This is a genomic window from Bacteriovorax sp. PP10, from assembly GCF_035013165.1.
GTDB classification, from domain to species: Bacteria; Bdellovibrionota; Bacteriovoracia; order Bacteriovoracales; family Bacteriovoracaceae; genus Bacteriovorax; species Bacteriovorax antarcticus.
Window position 1 is genome coordinate 1,415,158 of sequence record NZ_JAYGJQ010000001.1, and the last position, 21,763, is coordinate 1,436,920.

Sequence of the window (21,763 nt, forward strand, 5' to 3'; positions counted from 1 at the left end):
TTTCTCACCAGCACGCTCCAGTACCCGTCTAGAATGACCGTAAAGGATCATACTTGAAAATTTGGAGACCGTTATGACAATCAGAGGCGTAGTAAACCCACAGAGCTTAAAAGAATATCTTGGATCAAGAGATTTGACTGAGCATCTCAAGCTTACCAAAGAGTTGTCATTCCACTGGGCCAACTGGGACCAGACATGTCTGGCGCAAAGACGTCACTATAAAAACTTCAATAACAATTTTCATTTGCTTCGTATGAATCAGGCGCTGAGTGAACTGAAATCAAAACCAGTGTGGTTATGTAATAAAATAAAAGTCATCAAGACTGATTTATTTTCATTATATGAGTCTTATCTTGATAGCCGTTTACGTTTAACGTGGTTTGAAAGAAAAGAAGAAATTCTCTTCTCATACGATAGTGAGCAAGGCCCTTATTTCACGCTGACTTCAATGAAGTGGCTGGATAAAGATATATACTCTCAGTTCGTTATGAGAAAAATTCTTCTTGAGCATTATACCCTTAGATCATTCCGTCTGAACGCGACGATTCCTGTTCATTTCAAAATGGACAACGACGTGAACACTTATACTGATAAAGTTGAAATCCACCAATTATCAGAGTTAGGATTTATCTTTAAAATCGCTGATAAGAATTTTTTAAACAAGATTAAAAATTCGACAATGCTGGAGCTGGCGATTCCGATAGCGCCTTATAAGCGTATCGATGCGATGGCGATTGAAGACGTGTTTAAGAAAATCGACAAACATGAAATTTCAATCGAGAGAGATTCAATGCTCTATAAATTAGAGTCGAGAATTTTAAACTTCTATGGAAATTTAAATAATGCTAAAAGAAGTGCTGATGAAGAGTTCTATATCTTCGCTCGCTATGAGGATCTTTTACCCGCAGGACACGAGACAGAATTGAAGAATGTTTTTGCTCCTCTGGTGGAGAAAACCAAAAGTCATTTTACGAGTGATTTACAAGAATTCGAAAGACTAAAAATGAATAAGCAGTATGTGAAGAAAGCCGCCTAAAAAAGCGGCCTATTCTTGGATTTTTCTTCCTAGCTACAAAAGCTCTACACCAATCTTAAAGATTTATTAAATTTTTTGTTTATTAAATAAAATTAAACACTTAAACAGATTTTATGTTCAAGAGATATACTTTTGTAGTACCGGATTTTATTCGGTACTTTGGATGTGACTGATTGCGTCTGGTTCTGATTTATAATTTAACCATAACAATTCTCTGGGGTAGGCCCATGAAGGTGACTCGATGGTTAAATGTAAAAAATTTAAAATTCTAAAAGGTTTATTTAGCACTCTATTGGTTGTTTCTATGTTGGCCGGATGTATCGCCGATAAATCAACTCTTAGTGTTTCAATGAAGAAAAAAGAGAACCTAAAATCAGCTTCAGTATCTTCAGTTCAAATCATTAATAATCAACTCGTGATCACGGGGCAGGGCCTTGCAGATATCACTCAAGTTAAAGTTGATGGAAATTCATTAAGCGAAGACTTCACTATTGAGTCTAAGTCGAGCACTCAGATCATTGCAAATTCTATCAAGGCCTTTTCTTTTGATGTTTCAAAAGTTTTTGGATTAATTTTATCTGATGCTAATGCAAGTGCGACGTTCCCAATTGATTTCTCAATTTGTAATGCCACTTTAAATGGTAAAGGGTTTAACTGCGCTATCGCAGCGATTGATAAAGATGTTTTATCTTACGATGCTGTATCAGGAACATGGAAACCAAGAGCAGCTACCGGGATTAATTATCTTGGAGCATTTAATGCTTCGACAAACCCTCCGGCCCCAACTCCAGTACCGTTTCCATCTTCTGGTTCGTATTATATTGTAAGTGCGGACGGGATGATTGGAACAACATCATTCGTGACAGGTGACTGGCTTATTTCAAACGGTACGGCCTGGCAAAAAATTGGTAACTCAACACTCGTAACATCGGTCTTCTCACGTACAGGACATATTGTTGCTCAGGAAGGGGATTACGATCTCGATCAACTAACTGATGTCGATTTATCAGTGGCACCAGTGAATGGAAAAGTTTTAAAGTTCAATGGAACACATTGGGTAGCAGCGGATGATCTTTCAGGTGGTGGAGCTGGCTCAGTTGTAACAGCTACCATTGCTGATGGTGCCGTGACTGATGCAAAGATAGCAGGAGTGGCCGCTTCAAAAATTACCGGAACAATTAACAGTACCCAAATTCTCGATGGAACAATTGTTAATGCTGACATCAATGCAGCAGCGGCAATTGATTACTCGAAATTAAATATTCCTGCAGCAGCGATTCCTTATGCAAAATTAAATATCGCTAGCGGTGATATTCCATACGCAAAATTAAATATTGCTAACGGAGATATCCCTGCAGCAAAGATTTCAGGATTGCCTGCAGTGACAACTGTTCTAGCGACAACAATCACTGATGCAGACACAACTCACGCACCAGATGGAAATTCTGTCTACGATGCTCTGGCATTGAAGTTAAATACATCAGGTGGGGCGCTTACAAGTGCTGGAACAATTTCTAACGTACCTGATCCAATTGGGCCTTTAGATGTTTCAAACAGACAATATGTAGATACAAAATTAGATAAAATCGCAGGTGGAACAGTTACTGGAAGTTTAAGTCTAAACACTGATTTAAAATTAAAAGGAACGACCAACTACGTAACACTAAAAGCTGATGCAGCGACAGCAGCTTATACATTAACACTTCCTCCATCGGCCGGAACAAATGGTTACGTCCTTTCAACAAACGGAAGTGGAGTTTTAAGTTGGGTTAGTGCATCTGTCTCTGGTAGTACCCTCACGGGTGATATCGGAGGGACGATCGGTGCCAATACCATTGGGGCCGGCAAAGTTACTCTCACGCACTTGAGCGCCACGGGGACCAAAGACAACACGACATACTTAAGAGGAGACAATACCTGGGCAACACTTAAATCAGACATACTAGGAACGAGTCTTACAAGTTTATCGCTTGCCACTGGAACCGCTATCACATCCTCAGATTCAATTCTTGTAGCAATGGGAAAATTACAAAAACAAATTACAGACCTTCCTGCTGGTGGGGCCGCTGTTCTTGCAACAACGATTACTGATGCAGACACAACTCATGCACCAGATGGAAACGCAGTCCACGATGCTCTTGTTTTAAAACTTAATACTGCAGGTGGATCATTAACTGGTGGTGGAACAATCTCAAATGTTCCGGACCCAATTAATGGAGATGATGTTTCTAATAAAACTTACGCTGATACTAAAGTCGCTAAAATTGGCGGCACGATGACGGGAGATTTAAATCTCGACACTCAATTAAAATTAAAAGGAACGACAAATTACGTTACATTAAAAGCGACTGCAGCAACTGCTGCTTATACATTAACACTCCCACCAACTGCAGGAACGAACGGATATGTTCTTTCAACAGATGGTAGTGGTGTATTAAGCTGGATCAGTGCTGGTGGACCTGCTACGGGATCACTGACTACAGATCAACAAGCGGCCGTGACGATTGATCCATTTGGAACAACCGCTGGTAATACTGGTGAAGTGAGATTTAAAGAATTAGCAGCAGGTGGAACAGATTATGTTGCTTTAAAAGCTCCTAATGCTGTCGCTTCAAATATTGTTTTCGTTCTTCCTTCAGTTGTTGGAGCGAGTGGAGATGTCCTAACGACTAACGGAGCAAATCCAGCAGTGCTTTCGTGGACAACTCCGACCTCTGGAACTGGAACAACGATGACCGGTGATATCGGTGGAACAGTTGGGGCCAATACAATTGGTTCTGGAAAAGTGACACTGACTCATTTAAGTGCAACGGGAACAAAAGATAACACAACTTATTTAAGAGGGGATAATACTTGGGCAGCATTGAAGGCCGATGTATTAGGAACTCCACTTACAAGTTTATCGCTGGCAACTGGTACGGCCGTTACTGCATCGGATTCTATTCTTGTGGCGATGGGGAAATTACAAAAACAAATTACAGATTTACCAGCAGGTGGTGCTTCACTTGCAACGACCATTACAGATGCTGATACAACTCACGCACCGGATGGAAATGCAGTTTACGATGCTCTTGCATTGAAATTAAATACATCAGGTGGAGCACTTACAAGTGCAGGAACGATTTCCAATGTCCCTGATCCAGTTCTTCCGTTAGATGTTTCAAACAGACAATACGTTGATACGAAATTAGATAAGACAGCAGGCGGAACAGTTACTGGAAGTTTAAGTTTAGACACTGACGTAAAATTAAAAGGAACAACAAACTACGTAACATTAAAAGCTGATGCAGCGACAGCAGCTTATACATTAACACTTCCTCCATCGGCCGGAACAAACGGTTACGTCCTTTCAACAAATGGAAGTGGAGTTTTAAGTTGGGTAAGCTCATCAGCAACTGGTACTACTCTTACAGGTGATATTGGTGGAACAGTTGGTGCCAATACAATTGGGGCCGGTAAAGTTACACTTGCTCATTTAAGTGCAACGGGAACAAAAGATAATACAACTTATTTAAGAGGGGATAATACTTGGGCTTCTCTTGAAGGCGGAGTTCTTGCGACACCTCTTACGAGTTTATCATTAGCGACTGGAACAGCTATCACAGCTACAGATTCTGTACTCTCGGGGATGGGGAAATTACAAAAACAAATTACAAATTTACCGGCAGCTCCAACTGGAACAGCAGATGCAACAACATATTATGCAGGGGACGCTACCTGGAAAAATTTTGATACGAAAGTAAGAGGAGCGGTTCTTACAGGATTAAGTACAACAGGAATTACCAACGCGACTTCTGCGATTGCTGCGACTGATTCAACTTTAGTTGCCTTTAATAAATTACTTTTTACTCAAGGTGATTATATTTCGAAGTCTGCTAACCAGACTATTTACGGATCACTTAAAGTTAACTCTCTAACAGGTTTTATTGAAGTACCAGATCCAATTGGAATTATGGATGCTGCTAACAAGCAGTACGTTGATAGTAAGGTTGGGATTTGGGCCGTTGGTGGTGTTGGTTATACGACGACAGCTAACACGACTAGTACAGCGCTTGGGATTGGGACTACAACACCAGTTTCTACCATTTCATTTGGTGGAACAGTTGATCGCTCAATTGCAGTAGAGAGAAATACAACCGCAAGTACTATTGGTAAGAATTTATCACTTAGTGCAGGTGGAGCAACTGCTGGTGGATCAAATAAGAAGGGTGGAGATGTTATCATCAGCGCCGGGAAATCTACAGGTAATGGTGAGTCTGCAATTATTTTTCAGACAAGTGGTAACAATAATAGTGGGAGTACAGATCGTGCAGTTGTAGATAGAGTGACAATTGATGGTTGGGGAGATGTTGGGATCGGTACAATGGATCCTTACGGAACTCTAAATATTTATCAAACCAATAGAGAGTCTACTGTTTTATTGGAAACAGATAGTACTTCAAGCACAGCTTTATATCCTGGATTCAATAACGATAACTATATGGGAAATCCCACTACCGGTAACGGTGGGTACCCAATGGTTAACCTGACAAATTACCGAGGAAACTATAATACAAGTGCTGCCGCTATGAAATCGGGAGAAACTTTAGGTTCGATTGCTTTCAGAGGAAGTTATACTTCGTCTAATTACAATACATATGTCGGTGCAAGTATGTACGCAGTAACCTCGCAGCTCTTTGCTAGTGGTGCCGCAGGAACTTCACTTAAATTTACAACCGTTCCAAATGGATCAACGACAGTTACTGATAGAATGACTATTTATCATGATGGGAACGTGGGAATTGGTGTGGCCGCTCCTACTTATAAACTAGATGTGGCGGGAACATTCAACACATCAGGAAATATCACGACAGCAGGGACGATTGCAGCAACAGGGACTATTAACTCTTCAACTATTATTGAATCAGCAACAGGATTTAATATCGCAGGTGTTTCAATCTGTACAAGTTCAGGATGTACTGCGACTTCAGACGTGCGCTTAAAAGAAAACATTAAACCTTTAATGAGCTCTTATGAAAAAATTCAACAACTAAATGGTGTGAGCTACGACTGGAAAGATAAAAAAAGATTTAGTGATAAACACCAGATTGGTTTAATCGCTCAGGACCTTGAAAAAGTTTATCCGGAAGTTGTCTTAACAGATAAAGCTTCAGGATTAAAATCTGTGGCCTATGACCACTTAATCGCTCCTTTGATTGAAGCTTTTAAAGAGTTGGTTTCAAGATTTAATCAGACTGATAGAAAAATTGCTTCTGTGATGGCGGAGAACTCTGAGTTGAAGAAAGAGAATGCTGCTATTAAAGCTTACTTATGTGAAAAAGATCCAAAAGCAAAAATCTGCAAATAAAAAAGGGCCGCAATAGCGGCCCATCCTTTATAAAATCTAAATGTATTTCTATTTCATTTGAATTTCTTTTACCCCAACAGCTCCCAACATAAATTTTTTGTTAACAACAATGTGCAGTTTAGTTACAATCGTTTTTCCTTTGAATAATCTCCATTCTCCATCAGTTGCTTTTGCTAATTGCAGATCGTACTCTTTTCTTTGTCCGTTCACTCCATTGTATAATGTATCGATTGTTACGATTCCACCTTGATCAAGGTCGAAGTTATCACTTTTTAAGTTTAGGACTTCGTGGTCACCACGCTTTTCTAAAACTAAACCACCTTCAGTTAGTTTTTCGCTGGCCATAAGCTCGCGGTCAACTTTCTTTCCAGCAGCTGAGTAATTATCTTTATAGAATGCTTTGATTGAATCTGTTTCTTCATTTGTTTCTGCGACGAATGTATAAACTTGTTTATTTTCATCGTTAGTGATTGTTGCAATGACTTCTTCTCTTGCTAGAACTCTTCCAGATAGTAGTAGTGTTGCGAACATAAATAGACATGTAGATGCGTTCATATTGTTTCCCCCCCGAGAACCGTTATGTTAGTCACGGATAGAGGTAGTGCAGGGGCAATGCCAAGTATTTCAGTGTGATATTGACACCAAAACGACCAAAAACCTCTGGATCTCTGCAAATAGTAGTGTCGAATTGTCGTGTAATGCGTCCCCACAAGCCTTGTTTTGTGGTCACAAAGGGAAACTATTTGATGCTTTAAGTTATTGAAAGGAATGAATTAAGCACTTAATAACAGATGGAAAGACTAAAGTATTTTTGGGAGCATCCGATAGGAATAGTACAATAAGAAAACAGTGCAAGTATTTAGGAGGTAGTCCAATGGGTGACAAGAACGAAAAGCAGAAGCACGGTAAAAAACTTACGACCAAAGAAAAGAAAGCTCAAAACCATTTGAAGCTTATGCAAGGTTCAAAAGATAAGCACGGTATTACAACTACTGAAGCGTCTGTGAATTTTAACAAAGATAAAAAAGCGGCCTGATTTTTTCAAGCAGCTTCTTTGCAATATAAGGCCTGGGTATATCCCGGGCCTTATTGATTTTAGACGATAGGTAATTTCTTGTGGATGATAATTTCTTCCGGCGACATCTTACATTGATACACCAAAATCTCCACACCTTCAGCAATCACTTCTTTAAGCTTTTTACAGTAGGCAGGATCGATTGTTTGTTCAAGCTTGAATGAATGGCAGTCTTCTCTTTGAACCACGTATAACATGACTGTACGAATGCCCTGACGCTTAAGTTCCAGTAGCTCACCTAAATGTTTCAGGCCTCGTTCAGTAACAGAATCTGGAAACAGACAGTGTCCATGATCATCAATCAACGTTACGTTTTTAACTTCAACATAACACTGCTCATGATCACCATTAGATAATAAAATATCGATACGGCTCAAACCAATTTTCGCTTCTGGTTTTAAATCCTGGTAACCTTGGAGTTCCTTGATAGCACCATTTTGAATGGCCTCAATCGCTAAACCATTTGTCAGCGATGTATTGATTCCGATCCACGTTTTACCGTTGTTGATCATCTCAAAACTGTATTTTAGTTTTCTGGTAGGTGAGTCATGAAAACTCATCATCGCAGGCCAGCCTTCACCTAAACAGGTTTTCATGGTTCCTGTATTGGCAGTGTGTGCGACACAGACAACATCACCGACAAGAATGTCAGCGAAAAAGCGTTTATAACGTTTCTGGAAAATACCGGCGTGTAGTGGAGTTTTAAATTTCATAATAGCTTACTAATTTAGTTTGAATGGCAGTTCTTTTCAACATAATTTTGGGGCACAAAAACGATTTAATGTTAAACTGTGGACATAACTGTTTTAAGGGTAAACGATGGGCCAGATTCTCGTCATTTCTGACAATGAAATTCTCAATCAACTTTATGTAACGAACCTGGAAGTTTATCTGGGCGCAAAAGTTGTATTGGTGAATTCTACAGATAAGGCCTTTGAACAATTAAAAAAGAGTAGAGCGGATCTGTTAATCACCATTAACATGATCAACGGACAAGACTCGGCAGGAGTTATTTACGAACATCTGTTAACGAATAATTACAAAACGAAATTAGTAGTCATTGGAAATCCCAGCAAAGAACTTGCTGACGTGATTGTCGTTCCTAATTCATACAATTTACAAAATCTTTTAAGATCATGCGCTCAGGTATTGGGTGTGACTGCGAAGTCTATGGCCGAAAAAGAAGTGCCTCAGTATTACCCGATTGAAAATCAGTTCCTGGTAAAAATCAGAGAAGTGCCTTGTAACGTTTATCTGCAAATGAAAGATGGGACATACACAATCGTTGCTAAAAAAGGTGACTTGATTGGCTCGACCATAAAACAATTTGTAAGCGAAGGAGTGACAACTCTTTTTGTTAATAGCCTGGATCGTTTGTTAATCATCAATGTGATCTCGACTTCGATTGTCGATTTCCTTGAGCAAACTGAAGGATTAGAAACAACAGAAAAAAGTGAAGCGCTAAAAACAGGTTTCTTGTTCGCGGCTTCGAACTTTAGTGATTCACCAGCGGTGACTGCTGAGATCATGACTCTGGCCAATGCCTGCGCGAAAGTCATGGATGAAATCGTGACAGAAACTCCAAGCTTAAAAAAATTGCTAGCAATACTAAACGCTCAACGCGATGGTTTTTTATACACTCACTCAATTCTTACGGCCTTCGTGAGCAATCACATTATCCGCAGAGTTTCATGGGGTGGAGATAGCCACATTGAAAAAATTAACTTCGTTCTATTTTTTCACGACATCATGCTGGCGCCGATTTATTTAAAACACCCGACATTAAAATACGAAGAAGACCTGCTTTTTAGTGAAGAGCTGACAGATAAAGAAAAAGAAACAGTTCTCAATCATGCTCGTCTAGCTGCAGAAGTCATCGTGACTTATAAACGTGCACCTATTGGCGCTGACCTTTTAATTAAACAGCATCACGGGATCACAAATGGAATTGGATTTGCCATCGATTTTAAAGACGATATTTCTCCAATCTCAAAAATTGTTTTAATTGCTGAATCAGTAGTTGAAGAATTTATGAAACAACGTGACCAGAATCCTGATTACGTTATCGATATCAAAAAGATCATGGAGTTCCTGAATGAAAAATTCAAGAGAACGACTTATAAAAAGATTATTGAAACTCTAGAGAACTTCCCAGCTGTTTAAGTTTAAACTCGCTGCTTGAATGCTTTCTCTAATGCTTTTAATGGATCCTTGAAATTCCCCGTATTATACACGCGCTTCATACTCGTCAGAATATCTTTATGCTGAGTAGGAGACTTCTGTGTTAAGGCCATACGTGAAACAAAATTAGAAGCGAGAATAAAGATACACGAAATCGTCGTGAGTCCTGATGAGTTCAATCCTTTTGGAAAACCATCCCCGGTTGGATGCTCATGTTGTTCCATTAAAATAAAATCTACATCAGAAAATCCGTTGAAGTATGTTGAAAGGTGAGCGGCCTTCTGTGGGTGATTCTTAAAATCTTCCTGTTCCTCTTCACTGAACATCTTTAAGTTCGGATCATTGATAGACCTGATCTTGATAAGGTCATCATTACCTAACGAAACGTCCTGAAGAAGAGCAGCTAAAATCAGCTTCCCTCTGGTCATGTCGGCAGTCCATCCCATGTTAAGCAGGATGCGTTCGCAGACGTAGGCCGTCGCTACACTTTGTTCGGCAAAAGTAATGTTTCCTGATTCACTGATACTATCAAGCAGCTCAGAAACGTTTTCATAACTGCGAACCAGGTTAGAAACTGATTCGATAAAATAATGAGCAAGCTTATTCACTTCATCCGAAACGCTGGCCGCACGGATAAATTGGTGCATGAAAAATGCACTCTTCAAATGCAGCATCAGGTATTTCTTTCTGTCGGAGAGTTTCGCTTCATAAATCTTTAAAAGATTTTTAATCGAAGTATCTAAAAACTTTAAATGCTCATCCTTTCGAAGGAAAAGGTACTTAATATTTTTACGTGAATAGTTTTGAATGATCTGGTGAGAGTAGAATTTATCTTTTGAAATAACTTTACCAAATTTGGTTGCCGTTAATTCAATGTAAACATCATAGGGAACTGATTCAAAAAGGTAAAAGTTACGCAGTCTCATCGGATGCAAGTCATCGCGGGAGAATTCTAGAATCGACTCTTCAAATTCTTCTTTCTTAACCCAATCAATCGCTAGGTTTACGGCCTTTTTAAATTCATCAAGAATAAGTGGAAGCTCAACCAGAGCATTGGTCTGTTGATTGTGAACCATATCGTTAGTGAGTTGTGCTTTTACTGAATTCATCGTTCCGATAAAAACAAAAGGTCTCACACCAAGTGTGTCGATGATCGAGTGATAAAGATCCACCACGGTGATATTTTTATTATCAATAGAGACAACCACAAATGAAAACGGGCCGTCGTTAGTCATGAATTCCATCAGACCTTCAGGCTCACTGCATAGGACTAATTGTACTTTTGGAAAATGATTGCCCATCATGCGAACGATGTTCTTATTGTCCTCGGGCGTATTACCAATAAATAATGCTTTCAATAGCGACAACTCATGTTTGATAGGGGATAATTCTTAAGCTATTTTAACTTATAAATCCGGCAATATGTTGAATTTTACTAATTTAAAGCAAAAATCGGCACTTGCCCTTAAGACTCTCTGGGTCTAACCAGCAAGGATTACCTATGAAAATGGACATCGCCAGAAACCTACTTAATCTAGGCGCAGTGAAGTTTTCCCCTCAAAACCCGTTTACATACGCTTCCGGCCTAAAAGGCCCTATATACTGCGATAATCGCACAATCCTGTCGCACGTCGAATTCAGAGACCAGGTAGTGGCCGCTTTTATTGAAGTGATTAAACAAAATAAACTAAGCTTCGATCAGCTGGGAGGAATTGCTACTGCAGGGATTCCTCACGCAGCATTCGTGGCCGATCGAATGAAAAAACCTATGGTTTATGTCAGGCCAAAAGCAAAAGATCACGGCAGGAAAAACCAAGTAGAAGGGGATTATAAACCGGGACAGAAGGTTCTTCTTTTTGAAGACCTGGTCAATCAGGGTGCGAGTCTCGAAGATTCAATGGCGGGGCTTACTTCAGCAGAACTTACCTGCGATGCATGTTTGTGTGTTGTGGATTATGAAATGCAAAGTGCAAAAACAAGATTAAGTGAATTATCTATTCATTTGTACTCACTGACAGATTTTTCCGCATTAACTTCTGCAGCTTTCGAGTTAAACTTAATTAATCAAGATGGATTGAACCTCCTTAGAGAATGGCACGCTGATCCTAAAGCGTGGTCTGCAAAATTTTAAAATAGAAATTTCGCTGGACGAGCATTTTTTAAGTGCGGTATTTTAAGCATAGTTTTTTACGACCCAATCATTGGAGGAATCTATATGTCTTTAAAGGCAAAAATCGAAATCGACGGAAAAGTTCTTGAGTACCCTGTAATCGAAGGGTCAGAAAAAGAGAAGGCAATCGACATCTCTAAATTACGTGCAGACACTGGATGCATCACGATCGACCACGGTTTTTTAAACACTGGTTCATGCGCTTCAGCAGTTACATTCCTTGATGGTGAGTTAGGAATTCTTCGTTACAGAGGATACCCAATTGAGCAACTTGCAGAAAAATCATCTTTCATCGAAGTAGCTTACTTATTAAACTACGGACAACTTCCAACTGCTGCTGAACTATCTTCTTTCGAAAAGAAAGTAGCTTCATACTCTCAACTTCCTGAGTACATCACTAGCATGATTAAGCTGTTCCCAAAGACAGCTCACCCAATGGCAATTGCTTCTTCAGTAACTGTTGCTCTATCAGCACACTACCCTGAACTAAACAATCCAAACCCAACAAAAGAACAAAAAGATGAAATCTATGCTCTTCTAATGGGTCAATTCAAAATCATCACTGCTGCAATCCAAAGAACAACTACTGGGCAACCACTAGTAGCTTCTAACCCAGCTCTTTCTTACACAGAAGACTTTATGTCGATGATGGGTATGAAAGCTTCTAAAGACGTAGCAAAAGCTCTAGACGTTCTTCTAATCCTTCACGCTGATCACGAACAAAACTGTTCAACATCAACTGTAAGAGTAGTTGGTTCATCTAACGCTTCAGTATTTGCTTCAATCTCAGCTGGTATCGACGCACTTTGGGGACCACTACACGGTGGAGCTAACCAAGAAGTTCTAGAAATGCTTGAAGAGATTTCAAATGCTGGTGGCGATTACAAAAAAGCACTTGAGCGCGCAAAAGATAAGAACGATACATTTAAACTAATGGGATTCGGTCACCGCGTTTATAAAAATTTCGACCCACGCGCAAAGATCATTAAAGTTGCATGTGACAATGTTCTTGCTCAACTTGGTGTAAAAGATCCATACCTAGATATCGCAAAAGGTTTAGAGCAGACTGCTCTTGCTGACGACTACTTCGTAACAAGAAAACTATACCCGAACGTAGATTTCTACTCAGGGATTATTTACAGAGCTCTTGGTATCCCAACAAACATGTTCACAGTCATGTTTGCTCTAGGAAGAATGCCAGGATGGTTATCTCAGTGGAAAGAAATGAGAGAGACAAAAGAAACTAAAATTTCTCGTCCTCGTCAAGTTTACATTGGTGAAACAAACCGTGAGTACACTGATCTTGGAAAAAGATAATTTATCATTAGACGAAAATTTGGAAGGGGCCTTCGGGCCCTTTTTTTTATCTATCGACGACATTCGTCCACATCTTTTAAATCCTGATTTAGGCGAGAACGATCTCGTGCGCCTGATTCAAGAGATGTCGATGAAGTTCACAAAACGCCGCGATCAAATCGGCGATTACGTTTTAGATGATGATCACGTGTCTGCGTACACGGCCCTTTATCTCACGACTAATATTCCTAAACTTCATTTCCTTTTTTCTAAACTAAGTCCGGAAACTTTAGCAGATATAAGTGCACGCACTTTTATCGATATCGGCTGTGGCCCGGGAACTTTTTCATTGGGAATAAGCTTACTCAATGAAGCCCCACCAAAAGAAATTATCTGTGTGGATTCATCTCGCACCATGCTTAATCAGGCAGAAAAAATGATTAAAGGCTTTTTCTCAAAAGCGAATGTCCAAACTCATTTGAAATACCGAGAAACAAACCGCGAGAGCGTTTTATTCTACGGTCACTCAATCAATGAAATGGGAATCGATAGAGTTCAGGATCAAATCATGACCATTGATCCAGAGTACGTCATCTGGATAGAGCCGGGGACAAGCGAGCTTTTTTCTGATTTAAAAAGATTAAGAACAACTGTCTTAGATGCCTACGATGTTTTATACCCGTGCCCAAGTAATGCCGGATGCCCGAACAGTTGGTGTCATCAGGTTCTTCGCACGTCTCATGACCCAAGTGTCGAGCGACTTTCTCAGTTAGTGAGCCTCGATAGAAAGATTCTCCCAATGACAGCTCATGTGTATAAGAGAAAATCAAACCGTGCTCCATCTAATGAAGCGACCATTATCCGCTACATCACTGAAACAAAATTTAGTTTTGAATACGAAGTCTGTATGTTCGAAAACGATAAAAACAAAAATGTCGTGGTTGAAATCCAAAAGAAGCAATTGGATAAAAAACTCGAGAAGAAATTTAAAAACCTAAATGTAGGTGAGAAGCTTAATTTTACAGTTGAGAAAATCGTCGGTGATAAATACCGAGTGAAACTTAACTCTGTAACCTAGTATCTCATTTCCATTTCTTTATGGTGATCTTTTTCAAATCTCTCAGGCGCCATGAAGTAATAACTTTGATATTTTCTTCCGGCATCCCACGTAGGATCAACCATTTTCCATTCATCGTTCACATAAACTTCATTCCATGCATGTTGACCCCAACCATAAGACATCAACGCTTTTCCGTTAATAACTTTGGCCCTGATTCCATAAGCTCTCGACATGGCAGCTAATAAATTAGCGTAACCTGAACAAACCGCAACCGGATTTTCCAGAACGCTTAGAGCATCATAAACATGAGTCATATAAGACTTATCTTTGTATCTCACTTGATCGTATTTTACAGTTTTAGCAATGTAATTATAGATGGCCTGGAATGCTTCTTCTTCAGTACCTGCAGCTTCTGTTACATCTCTCACTAGCGAAACAACTCTTGGATCATCTGATTGAACAACGTCAGTTGGAAGTAAAAAACTCATATCTCTACTGTCAGTATTTTCAACCTGAATAGAGTCGAATGAATTGTAAGTGGTGTAACGATCAGTATTCGAAGTCTGATACATTTTTATTTTATATTTTCCAGATCCAGCTTGAAGTGCAATCGTCGTATTAAATTTTCCAGCAGTTGCCGGAACCATATACTCTTCTTCGTAAGACCCTTTCTTGATATTGAGCATGATCCATTTTGTACTTGATTTCGCCTGGCCACTCACTTCCACCAAGCTGTTATTCACAGTTGAAGGACTGGTAACACCAGCAAGGGCCATTGAAGACATAGTCAGAATAAAAACAAAAAATAGATTTTTCATAGACCCGATTATCCCATTTTTAGGGGGTGGGTTCATTAGAGGAGGAAGGATTTACAGGCGTGTATAAAAATTGAACACAAATGCGGGAGGAGCTCTCCCGCATTTCAATGATTTAGTTAATTACTGGCAGCTTGGATTGCTGAAGTTTGCGATTAAATACTGAAGTCTTTTATCAACAGTCCCCAGGTTTCCAACTCTAAGGTCAGTTAATCCGGCCTGTAGTTGACCTAGAACTTCCTGACGAGGAAGGCATGGACGATTGTTTGCTGGACGACCATTTTGTTGTAAACATCTCAATCTGTCAGAGTCAAAAGTTGTATTTCTACATGCATCGATTTCGTAAGCATCGTATTGTTTTCCACCGATTAAACCAAGACACTGAATCTTGTTTGAATCAAAAGTGAAGGCCGCACACATTCCTAGGGCCTGATCATCAAAGTAAGAGTGTGGTCTGATGGTCTCAACACATTTATTGCGGTCAGATTCAAAAGTTAAATCTTTGCAAACCATTCCGTAAGCAGTGTTTCTATCACCGGCCATTGCGACACTTGAAATCATAGTTAAAAAAACGATCAGCATTTTCACTCAAAAGCTCTCTGGTTAAAATTATATTGCTTAAACTTTTGCGTGTTTAAGATAAGAATTCAAGACACATAGAGATGAAAGTCTTCACTTCTTTTAGGCCAAACCTATAAAATTTATAACCTTACTCCTTTATTTCTCAACTTTTTCTTAATTACTTTATTATGCCTTACTACTGATGAGGCCAAAGATGAAAAAGTTAACTGTATTATTTATAATGCTAACTGCGAGTTTTGCTCTTCGCGCTGATGAAGGGGTAAGACCGTCGCGCCTGCTTCTTAGCTCTTTTGCTAATCAGTGCCCACAAGTAGTTACTCGCAATGTAACGGCGACATTACTGAGCCTTCAGTCTCTTTACAGTACAATCGAAGAATTAAAAAAAGACACGAATTGTGGTGGAGCTGTCGCGTTTTCTGCGGCCGTTGGAAGATACACATCGCTATATGAAAGTTTTGAAACTCAAAGTTCAGAAGAGCACGACAGAGCTGCCTTGGAAAAAAAGATTGCTCTTTATACAGGTCTTTTAAACGACTCATCACTGGGATCAACACAGAAAGATTACCTGCAAACTGAAATCGTTTCTTCGCAAGCATCGCTGGTTAATGTCAATTCGAACCTTACACGCTTTTCAAACTTCTCAGGAAAAGAAGCAAGAGTTGCAGATCAGTTGGTAAGAGCAGCAGATGATTTTTTAACAGAGCTTCAGACGACTCAGGGAAATGCCTGTTACCAGAAAAACACAGCAAAAATTAGTTCAATAATGAGTAACGCTCTTTTAGTGACAGCGGCCTTTGCTTCTGGTGGAACGTCTCTGGCCCTTGCTGGTGGTGCCGTTATTGTTAAAGCAGTTGGTAAGCATGTTAGTGAGCTAAAATACAACAAGGCCCTTGATAAACTTCAGGATATTGAAATGCCAACGGCACTTCGTTGCGTTTCTCAGGCCCTGACAGATCAGTATTGTGCGACTAATGAAACTCAGGAATTAATTTCGGATCGTATTGATTCAATCAATTCAACTGGAGCAGGATACGAAGGGATTAATTTACTTAGCTATCAGTTAAAACCATTATCAAGCTGGCTGGAAGAAGTTTATTCTGGAAGTGCGATTACTTCAGAAGGTGATTTAACTAACCGTGAAAAATCTGAAATCCAAGCGGAGTTTTTAAGAAAGGCAGACACTTATCTTGAAACTTTTGGATCAATTAAAAGAAAATTCTTTTTAACTCTGGAAAATGAAAATAATTTAAAGACTGCGATCTCTCAAAATATTGAATGTCTCGTGAATCTTCTCAGCTACCCAAGCTTGAATCCATGTGCAGGTATGATGGCAGAGAGTTCAATTGAAAATCCGATCTTTACGACTTACTCTCGTAGCTTACTTGCCTATGAACTCTACGAGCCAGGACTTCACACTGTCATACCTCTTTGTGGTGAAATTCCGTGCACATCTTTTGCTGCTTACGTAAACTATTACAAACTTCCAGTGACAATAAATGACTGGGACAGAGTTATTAAGAATGCTTCTGGAATTGTTCAGTCGACAAAAAATCTTGTGAATCTAGAAAGATCAAAAATGATCTCGGTTGATGCTTATTCAATTATCGTTAATGCTAAAAGAGAATTAAAAGGCGAGACAAGTCCACTTGTGGGCCTGAAGAAAATCGTGGCCAATGCAGATCGTATTACAAAATATCTATCAGCTCTTGGATGCAAGCAAAATGCAGACTGCGAAGGACAAAATAATAACTACGCAGCTGAAATTAAAAACATTGCAAAAACTAAGCAGCTTACCAATTACATTATTGCACTTGTTAATGAAGGGATGATCCCTCGAACAATTCCTGACGAAGTTCTGCCACCTGAGTGTGCAAAAAATAAACCCTCGTCTGCATTTATAGACTCTGATGATATTTTAGAAATAAAAGGTTTCCAGATTACTTCATGTATTTCGAAAATTTTAAAACTTCAAGAAAGAGGAACTGTCGTTTATTTTAGCAAAGTCAGATATATGGTCAGCTATGAAATGGAAGCAAGACTTCTTAACAATGACCTTGGTGCTGGGGTTGTGAACGTTATCAATTCGACTAAGCTTGACCTGGTTCAATCAATTCTAAATTCATACTCGACGGGTGATAGCTCAATTTCTTTAGCGGAGTTAAACATCAGTTTAGAATCTGCTCAAAATAACTCTAAAGAAACGCTGAATTCGTTTTTTGATTTCTTTAAAAAGAACGTTATCGAATCACTAAAGAGTGAGAAAGTAACACAGATCGAAAAAAACGATTTATGTTTTAGAATTTTACCTTACGTTTACAGTGCTAAAGAAAGTTTCATCAAAGACATCTATCCAGTGTGCTCTAAGGCGCAGTTTAGTGCTTATAAAAATGGTCCGGTTATCCGTTTCACTGATTATGTTTCAGAAACACCAAGAAGTGGTTTGAAGAAAGCGAGTTATGATCTGGTTAATCCTCAGGACATGACAAAGTTTTTCTGCGGATACCGCAAATACAATAGGGCCAATCTGTTAATTGATGAGCAAAACAAGCAAAGAAGAAAGCAGCAGAAGTTAGAATAAGAAAATTGACCAAAAAAAAGGCTCCCGAAGGAGCCTCTTTAATAAAATTACTTTTTAGCGTTAGCTGATTTGTTTGTATAATCAGTACCGAATTTTTTCTTGAATTTTTCAATTCTTCCTTCAGTATCGATTACCTTTGTTTTCCCAGTGTAAAATGGGTGACAAGCAGCACAGATGTCGATTTTTTCTAATTTAATTGTTGAACCAGTAGCGTAAACAGCTCCGCAAACGCAGCTAACGTTACATGCTTCGTACTTTGGGTGAATTCCTTCTTTCATTATGGACCTCTTTTTCTATAGATGATCTCTGCTTTGTATACAGAACCAGGTTTTTTTATAAGCCAGTAATATGGCCAATATTGTATTATACGTCAATCAATTTCAATAGGACAGGCGTGCCGGCCGATGTCTAACGAGAACCGTTTTGTGACCTAGTGAGCGGCACAACTAGAGCAGCCATCGCCATGAACCTTAGCTCCGGCATCCTGAAGGTCCCAGTGTCCATATTTTTCATTTAGAACCTGTAAGGCCTCATCTAATGTCTTATGAGCGCTCTGGTAAAGCTCAGCGTAGTCTTTGTCGGTCATTGTCACCAAATATTGGAATTCCACTTCTTGGAGCCCTGCTTCAGTTTCAACCGGCTCAGCGCCTAAGGATATGAAAGCTCGTAGGGGTTCTGAATAAAAATGTGAAGATGTCCAATTGTCGTTATTAATATTCATAAAAATCTCGCTTTTTTAAAAGGTTTAACAATTTTTGGTTGTCATGCCAATGACAAACGTGTAATTTCAGCTCTGTTTTAATTTTCGTTCGTGGAGGCAGTTGTGGCTAAGAAAGGTCCTAGAGTTATCGTAACACTTGAGTGTACAGAAGCAAGAAAAGAAGGGAAATCTCCTTCAAGATATACAACTACAAAAAATAAGAAGACGACACCTGATCGTTTAGAGCTTAAGAAATATAATCCATTTCTTAGACGTCATACTCTTCATAAAGAAATTAAGTAGTTTATAATTCTTATTGAATTTAAATATCTAAGTAAGTAGCTAGAAAGACTTGTCTTTTTAGCTACTTTTTTGCTTTAGTATTCCGTTCATTATTCCGATAAATTCCTTGTGAAAAGCATGCTTTTTAACAGGAACTATCTTTGGCGTTAAAACTTCTTATTGTCGATCCCGATGAAACTTGGCTTGCCCAGGCAAAGAAGTATTTTACCGACTCGCACTATGATGTCCATACCGTCATCAACGGTAAAGAGGCCCAACTCACAATGTACAATACACAGTACTTCGCTGTGATCATGAACTACGCAACAGAAAATCATTCATGTCTTCAGGTTTTAAAATTTATTAAAACCAATTACACCAATCAGCGTGTGATCATTCTTCTTAACGACAAGGCCCGTATTGATAGTGGGGAAGTGACGGAAGAGAAGTTGAAAAAACTTGGTGTTTCTGAGCTTGCTGTCAGACCATTTGAAGTTTCACACATCAAAGAACTTCTTGAAGGGCATCAGTCGCTTTCAGACATGATGATGTCGATGAATAAAAAAGAAGGGATGAGTGATGAAACTGAAGTCTCGATGGGAGATGATAGTTTTACTTCGATTAAGATTGATGAATTTTATTCATCATCGGCCGTACTGTTTGATGTCTACATCAAGTTGTCTCAAGACAAATATTTAAAAATTCTCCATACGGGCGATACGTTTTCAAAAGATCGTCTCGATAAATATAAAAACGATAAGAAAGTTAAAAATCTTTATTTCCATAATAGTGATAGAAGAAAATTCATTCACTACAATAACTTTTTAACCAAAAAGTTAATCGATAATAAAAATGTTCCGGTTTCTAACAAGGTTAACATTTTAAAGAATGTGACTGAGAAATTTATCGAAGAAGCTTTTACCGTGGGAATTAAGCCTCAGGTTATCGAACAAGGGAAGGAAGTTTGCGAGAGTGTGTTTCAGTTGATTGAAAAACAAACGGATCTTTATACGGTGTTAAAGTCGTATCAGGACTTTGATCCAACAGCTTATTCGCATGCTTTTTTAGTGACACTTTATTCAACGGCAATCATTAAGCAGTTCGAGTGGCAGTCAAAGGCCACGATTGAAACGACGGCCATGGCCTGTATGTTTCACGATATTGGAAAGACAATGCTGCCAAAAGAATTTATAAATCTTAGTGTGAAAGATATGAGTCCTGAGCAAGTTGATGTTTACAAGAAACATCCTGAGTTGGGATTTCAAATTGTAGAAAACAACCGCCTGATTAATAACTCGGTAAAACAAATTATCCTTCATCATCATGAAGCTTTTGATGGAACAGGATTTCCTTTCCAGAAGAAGGGGAGCAAAATCCCGACACTTGCTAACATCGTCTGCCTGGCCGATGATTTCGTGCATATTATGATTGATGAAAAACTTCAGCCAACTGAAGCTCTGAGACGAATCCTGATGGATAAGATCGGAGTGAAACGTTACAACTCAATTCTAGTTGAGAAGTTCATCAAGGTGTTCGTTGATCCTGATAAGGTTCACAAAGACACAGTCCTTCCTTCCAACTCTAGAGTCGTGAAAAAAGCTTCTTAATTTGCTGGTGTTGTTGTCAGCGCTTTTAAACTGTCATTAGTCAGTTCAAAAAGATTCATGAAATCTTTCTTCACGATATAGATAACAGGGGAGTGGTTTTCATTGATGATGAAGTGGGCTTCATCTTTAAGTGGAACTTCAACCAGACTTTTAGTCACAGGACTGACTTTGTATAAAAGAGTCGTGCCTTCATTCTTTTCAATTTTTACAGTGTATTCAGCATTTGAAATAAGGGTTTGTGACTGCTTTTTTTGAGCGTCTGTTGGAGCATCCAGAGTAAAGCTACTCTTTAACGTGACAAAGTCATCAACCATGTCTTCCAGGCGCTTTATATCAAGTGCCTTATCATCAGCAGTTACCCAGATACCATCTTTCTTATGAATTTCGAAAGTTGGAACAGTCGATGCTTTTTTAAAGATCTTAAAGCTCGTCATTGTATTGAAGTTGATATCGAATACTGAAGATTCAACTAAGTCAGCTAGTGTAATATTCTCTAGTGAGATTGAAGGAGCTTCAACATGATAGATGCCGTTTCTTCCAGAGATCTTCATATAGGTAGAGTTGTCGATTGTATTCATAATCCCTACACTCAGGATGATGCTCTTATCTTTATCATCAGTCAGGGTCAGGATCGCTGTAGGTTTTTCTAATGAGAAGTTGGAGTTGTTGGCCTTGTCATCGTCTAAAAGCTTTTTAGTCTTAATAACATTTAAAGATGAAAATAGTTTTTCAACGAAGACAGAGTTCACCGAGATGTCACGTGGGCTGGTCATGTGCCACTGAGATGAGCTTTGAGTGTCAGCGCGCTCAAAAGTAAATTCACCTGATTTATTTTTTAAAGAGAGGCTCGTTACATTGTCGAGTTCTTTGTTGGAAAAAACTAGTGATTGCTCAATCACTTCCTTCTGGCCTTTAATAGGTGTCTTGAAGATGTTTGATAAGAACATCGTACCAACAACCAATGCCAGGAAGCTTATGAGTACAAGATTGGAAAACAATTTTCTTTTTTCTAAATTGAAAGCATTTGGCATGGA

The 21,763-nt window shown here is 39.1% G+C and carries 18 protein-coding genes; 10 read left to right on the top strand and 8 right to left on the bottom strand.

Annotated features, from left to right (window positions below; all coding sequences use genetic code 11):
• The first annotated feature begins 73 nt into the window (after positions 1-73).
• Positions 74-1,036: a hypothetical protein gene (locus SHI21_RS06950; protein ID WP_323575572.1), complete on the top strand. Its 963-nt coding sequence runs from the start codon at positions 74-76 to the stop codon at positions 1,034-1,036.
• A gap of 241 nt (positions 1,037-1,277) precedes the next feature.
• A complete protein-coding gene (locus SHI21_RS06955; protein WP_323575573.1) occupies positions 1,278-6,383 on the top strand; it encodes a tail fiber domain-containing protein in 5,106 nt (1,701 codons plus the stop codon).
• 48 nt (positions 6,384-6,431) lie between these two features.
• Here SHI21_RS06955 and SHI21_RS06960 read toward each other — a convergent pair whose 3' ends face one another.
• Positions 6,432-6,938 carry a hypothetical protein gene (locus tag SHI21_RS06960; protein WP_323575574.1) on the bottom strand — a complete coding sequence of 169 codons (507 nt, stop codon included), beginning with the start codon at positions 6,936-6,938 and terminating at the stop codon, positions 6,432-6,434.
• Between the two features lie 319 nt (positions 6,939-7,257).
• On the opposite strand from SHI21_RS06960, the gene SHI21_RS06965 reads away from it, so the two are divergent.
• The gene (locus tag SHI21_RS06965) at positions 7,258-7,419 is read left to right on the top strand and encodes a hypothetical protein (protein WP_323575575.1); all 162 of its coding nucleotides are present in this window, start codon (positions 7,258-7,260) and stop codon (positions 7,417-7,419) included.
• 59 nt (positions 7,420-7,478) lie between these two features.
• On the opposite strand, the gene sfsA is transcribed toward SHI21_RS06965, so the two are convergent.
• Complete coding sequence (sfsA, locus tag SHI21_RS06970) at positions 7,479-8,171, bottom strand: DNA/RNA nuclease SfsA (RefSeq protein ID WP_323575576.1); 693 nt, start codon at positions 8,169-8,171, stop codon at positions 7,479-7,481.
• A gap of 106 nt (positions 8,172-8,277) precedes the next feature.
• On the opposite strand from sfsA, the gene SHI21_RS06975 reads away from it, so the two are divergent.
• A complete protein-coding gene (locus SHI21_RS06975) occupies positions 8,278-9,621 on the top strand; it encodes an HD-GYP domain-containing protein (RefSeq protein WP_323575577.1) in 1,344 nt (447 codons plus the stop codon).
• Between the two features lie 2 nt (positions 9,622-9,623).
• Here the strand turns inward: SHI21_RS06975 and SHI21_RS06980 are convergent, their stop codons facing one another.
• Positions 9,624-10,997, bottom strand: coding sequence for an HD domain-containing phosphohydrolase (locus SHI21_RS06980; protein ID WP_323575578.1), 1,374 nt, complete (start codon positions 10,995-10,997; stop codon positions 9,624-9,626).
• 143 nt (positions 10,998-11,140) lie between these two features.
• On the opposite strand from SHI21_RS06980, the gene pyrE reads away from it, so the two are divergent.
• The 3 genes from pyrE (at position 11,141) to SHI21_RS06995 (ending at position 14,183) form a co-directional block, all read left to right on the top strand.
• Positions 11,141-11,770, top strand: a complete 630-nt coding sequence (gene pyrE / locus SHI21_RS06985) for an orotate phosphoribosyltransferase (RefSeq protein ID WP_323575579.1) — start codon at positions 11,141-11,143, stop codon at positions 11,768-11,770.
• 84 nt (positions 11,771-11,854) lie between these two features.
• Positions 11,855-13,126, top strand: a complete 1,272-nt coding sequence (locus SHI21_RS06990; RefSeq protein WP_323575580.1) for a citrate synthase — start codon at positions 11,855-11,857, stop codon at positions 13,124-13,126.
• Positions 13,098-14,183 carry a class I SAM-dependent methyltransferase gene (locus SHI21_RS06995; protein WP_323575581.1) on the top strand — a complete coding sequence of 362 codons (1,086 nt, stop codon included), beginning with the start codon at positions 13,098-13,100 and terminating at the stop codon, positions 14,181-14,183. The genes SHI21_RS06990 and SHI21_RS06995 overlap by 29 nt, the downstream gene beginning before the upstream one ends.
• Here the strand turns inward: SHI21_RS06995 and SHI21_RS07000 are convergent.
• Complete coding sequence (locus SHI21_RS07000) at positions 14,180-14,983, bottom strand: transglutaminase domain-containing protein (protein ID WP_323575582.1); 804 nt, start codon at positions 14,981-14,983, stop codon at positions 14,180-14,182. The two genes, SHI21_RS06995 and SHI21_RS07000, sit on opposite strands and share 4 nt — an antisense overlap.
• A 120-nt stretch (positions 14,984-15,103) precedes the next feature.
• Positions 15,104-15,562, bottom strand: coding sequence for a hypothetical protein (locus SHI21_RS07005; protein ID WP_323575583.1), 459 nt, complete (start codon positions 15,560-15,562; stop codon positions 15,104-15,106).
• 193 nt (positions 15,563-15,755) lie between these two features.
• Between SHI21_RS07005 and SHI21_RS07010 the strand changes: the two genes are divergently transcribed.
• Complete coding sequence (locus SHI21_RS07010) at positions 15,756-18,140, top strand: hypothetical protein (protein ID WP_323575584.1); 2,385 nt, start codon at positions 15,756-15,758, stop codon at positions 18,138-18,140.
• Positions 18,141-18,187: 47 nt separating this feature from the next.
• Here SHI21_RS07010 and rpmE read toward each other — a convergent pair whose 3' ends face one another.
• A complete protein-coding gene (gene rpmE / locus SHI21_RS07015) occupies positions 18,188-18,418 on the bottom strand; it encodes a 50S ribosomal protein L31 (protein WP_323575585.1) in 231 nt (76 codons plus the stop codon).
• A gap of 152 nt (positions 18,419-18,570) precedes the next feature.
• A complete protein-coding gene (locus SHI21_RS07020) occupies positions 18,571-18,861 on the bottom strand; it encodes a hypothetical protein (RefSeq protein WP_323575586.1) in 291 nt (96 codons plus the stop codon).
• A gap of 102 nt (positions 18,862-18,963) precedes the next feature.
• Between SHI21_RS07020 and rpmG the strand changes: the two genes are divergently transcribed.
• On the top strand, positions 18,964-19,143 hold the full coding sequence (gene rpmG / locus SHI21_RS07025) for a 50S ribosomal protein L33 (RefSeq protein ID WP_102244260.1): 180 nt from the start codon (positions 18,964-18,966) through the stop codon (positions 19,141-19,143).
• Positions 19,144-19,283: 140 nt separating this feature from the next.
• The gene (locus tag SHI21_RS07030) at positions 19,284-20,729 is read left to right on the top strand and encodes an HD domain-containing phosphohydrolase (protein WP_323575588.1); all 1,446 of its coding nucleotides are present in this window, start codon (positions 19,284-19,286) and stop codon (positions 20,727-20,729) included.
• Here the strand turns inward: SHI21_RS07030 and SHI21_RS07035 are convergent.
• A complete protein-coding gene (locus tag SHI21_RS07035) occupies positions 20,726-21,760 on the bottom strand; it encodes a DUF4340 domain-containing protein (RefSeq protein WP_323575589.1) in 1,035 nt (344 codons plus the stop codon). The two genes, SHI21_RS07030 and SHI21_RS07035, sit on opposite strands and share 4 nt — an antisense overlap.
• Between the last annotated feature and the right edge of the window lie 3 nt (positions 21,761-21,763).